Origin of the sequence: Sulfuricurvum sp. MLSB, from assembly GCF_000747095.1 — a bacterium.
In the GTDB taxonomy this organism is placed as follows: domain Bacteria; phylum Campylobacterota; class Campylobacteria; order Campylobacterales; family Sulfurimonadaceae; genus Sulfuricurvum.
Genome location: NZ_JQGL01000103.1, coordinates 1 through 3,125, shown reverse-complemented (window position 1 = coordinate 3,125; position 3,125 = coordinate 1). Strand labels below are relative to the sequence as shown.

The window sequence follows — 3,125 nt, the reverse complement described above, 5'->3', positions numbered from 1 at the left end:
GCTAAAATTATTTTAAATTATTTTGAAAGTAGAAGGAACATTACGGTTTATTCAACCGTAACGCTTTTTGCCAGATTGCGGGGCATGTCGACATCGTTGCCCAGACGGATTGCGATCTCCATCGACAGCAGTTGCAGAACGACCATCATTTCGAAAAATTCGAGCATGTAGTCCTCATGCGGCTTGGTGCGGATATGATCGTCGGCTTTATCGAAATCGAGCGGACTGATCGAGCAGATTGTCGAATCTCGCGCGCTCAGCTCTTCAATGTTGCTTTTGGTCTTATCGTAGAGCTTGTGCTGCGGCAGCAGGGCGATCGTAAACAGTTCAGGATCGGCCAAGGCGATAGGGCCGTGCTTCATCTCGCCGCTCGGATACCCCTCGGCATGCAGATAGCTGATCTCTTTGAGTTTGAGCGCTCCTTCCATGGCCAGAGGATAGAAAACATCCCGTCCGATGAAAAAGAAACCGTGTCCGTGAAGATAGCGTTTGCTGAGGCGTCGCAACTGCTCGTGCATCGCCGAATCGACGGCGACGGTAGAGGGGAGGGTGCGCAGCAGTTGAACCTGTCGTTTAATCTCCGTCTTTGATAGGGTATTGCGCGTTTCGGCCAGATAAAGGCTGATCATCCACAAAACGCTGACTTGCGTCGCGAATGCTTTGGTCGAGGCGACCCCTTTTTCGATTCCCGCGCGGGTCAGGATGCTCGCGTCGGCAAGCCGTACCATCGAGGAGTTGTCGACGTTGCAGATAACCATGGTTTTCAGCCCCGCCTGTTTTGCCATTTTGAGGCTCTCTAACGTATCGGCTGTTTCACCGCTTTGGCTGATGACGACGAAAAGGGTATCCGGGGTGAGGAACGGCTCGCGGTAGCGGAATTCGCTGGCGATTTCGACGGAGGTTCGGATCTTGGCATGGCGTTCCAACAGATAGCTCGCCACCATGGCGGCATGATAGCTGGTACCGCAGGCGCAAAGCTTGATCTCGTTGATTCCCTCAAAGAGGGTATTGTCGATCTCTTCGAAATACACGCTTTCATCTCTCAGGCGTCCCATGAGCGTGTCGGCGAGGACCGTGCTTTGCTCATAGATCTCTTTTTCCATAAAGAAACGGTATCCTTCTTTCTGCGCCGAAATTTTGTTGTCGCTCAGAGGGACAAAACGAAGAGAAACTTCATGGTTTTTGGCATCGAAAAGGGCGGTTTTTCCAGGCGAAGCATAGCCGTAATGGCCGTCTTCAAGGTAGATGACTTCATGGCATTTGCCGATAAGTGCGGCATCGGAAGATCCGAAAAGGACGTCATTTTCACTGTTTCGTCCGATGATCATGGGCGAGCCGTGTTTGGCAAAAAAGATGGTGTCGGGCACCGAGCCGTTAACGAGAAGTACCGCATAAGCTCCTTCGAGTTTAGCCAGTGTTTGTTTGAACGCATCAAACGCAGAAGAAGCCGTTTTGAGTTGGTGTTCGAACAGATGGACGATGACTTCGGTATCGGTCTGGCTGAGAAACTGTGCACCCTCGGCGCTCAGCATCGCTTTAAGTTCCTGATAGTTTTCGATGATACCGTTGTGGACGACGTAGGAATTCTGTCCCAAGTGAGGGTGTGCATTGAGTTCGGTCGGTTTTCCGTGTGTTGCCCAGCGGGTGTGGCCGATGCCGACGGAAAAGCCGTGACTTTCGAAATCTTTGGCTTTTTCTTCGAGATTGACCAGTTTGCCCACCGCTTTAAAGAGGGAAAACCCGCCCTCTTGAAGCACGGCAATCCCGGCGGAGTCGTATCCGCGGTATTCCAGTTCGCGAAGCCCGTCGATCAAGATCTGTTTAACCGGTTTAGCCCCAATATATCCTACGATACCGCACATACACTACTCTCCTACCAATTTGGCAATTATTTCGCGCGCATTATCGCACATCCTGTTTTGTTTTTCTATTAAGAAGTGGTCGCGTGCCACGTTTTTGTTCGTATGGATTTTTGCAGTGGCGATATTGATGTGCGCTTCATCGAAAAGCTGGACGAAATACGCCAGCAGTCCCCGCTGGTTGGCTGTGGTGAGATTGAGCTGTGCGTAATGGATCGAATGGTCGCATTCAAGGGTGATATCCCCCGGTTTGATAATGGGTTTGGGGAGGTCGAGCTTTTTGGACATGTCGAACGCCTCGTCGATGATCAGCTCGATTTGCTCCAGCGTCCCCTCTTTCGGGCGTTGCAAAAATTCGATTTTGAAATATTTAATCCCGTCGAAGAGGGTGAAAATATCCATCGACGCGACATCGAGATAGCTCAGTTTTCCCAGCAGGTATCCCAGGTTCAGGGGGATTTTTCGGAAAATATGAATGACAAGGCCCGCTTCGACGGCCAGAGCGTAGGTGAAATTCTGGCAGCCGAATGCCTGTTGTGAAATCGCAACGATTTCGTGAGGGGTGTGTTTGAAGAAGAAAAGATCCGATTCGATTGAGAGGATTTTTTTCTGCTCGATTTTGGAAAGTGCTGAAAATTCGGAGTCGTTGATCAGCTTTTTCTCTTTATTTTGCCGTTTGAGTGCATCGCCGATTCGGTCGTTTTGAGACGCGATTTCCAACGATGCTTCGTAAAGTTCATGCAGGAGATTAGCCCCGAAACTCGTATAGGTCCCCGGACCGACGCCGTTGATGTCGGCATAAGTAAGGATATAAAGCAGCGTCAGATTTTCGGGTGTTTTGATTTTGGACATGAATTGATAGAGGGTCTTTTCATGGTACAAATTTTCCCGATACGCTACATTGCTCATAGTCACATGGTGGCGCACAAGCAATGCGGCTCTGTCGTATTGGTGCGCGGGGAGTTTGAGATTTTTAATGAACGGCAAGATCAGTTTGGTTCCCACTTCACTGTGGTCTTGCTTGCGTCCTTTCCCGGTGTCGTGCAGTAAAATCACCGCTTTGAGCAGTAACTTGTCCGCAGCGCTGAGAGGGGTATAAAGCGCTTTGACATGCGGGTCGTGAATGTTTTCGAGTGCTTCGATGCATTTGATCGAATGCAAATCCACGGGGTAGTGATGATACCCGTCGAACTGGGGCAAATGGAGTACTTTTTTAAAGGCGCCGATAAGTTGATGCAAAATGCCCGCGTCATAGAAGAGTTTCAA

2 protein-coding genes are annotated in these 3,125 nt (G+C 49.9%); both read right to left on the bottom strand.

The genetic code is table 11. From position 1 onward, the window contains the following. Positions 1–47: 47 nt before the first annotated feature. Positions 48–1,862, bottom strand: coding sequence for a glutamine--fructose-6-phosphate transaminase (isomerizing) (gene glmS, locus JU82_RS07480; protein ID WP_037948855.1), 1,815 nt, complete (start codon positions 1,860–1,862; stop codon positions 48–50). 3 nt (positions 1,863–1,865) lie between these two features. Continuing rightward, positions 1,866–3,125: HD domain-containing protein (locus JU82_RS07475; protein ID WP_037948852.1), on the bottom strand; the 1,260-nt coding region annotated here is incomplete at its 5' end.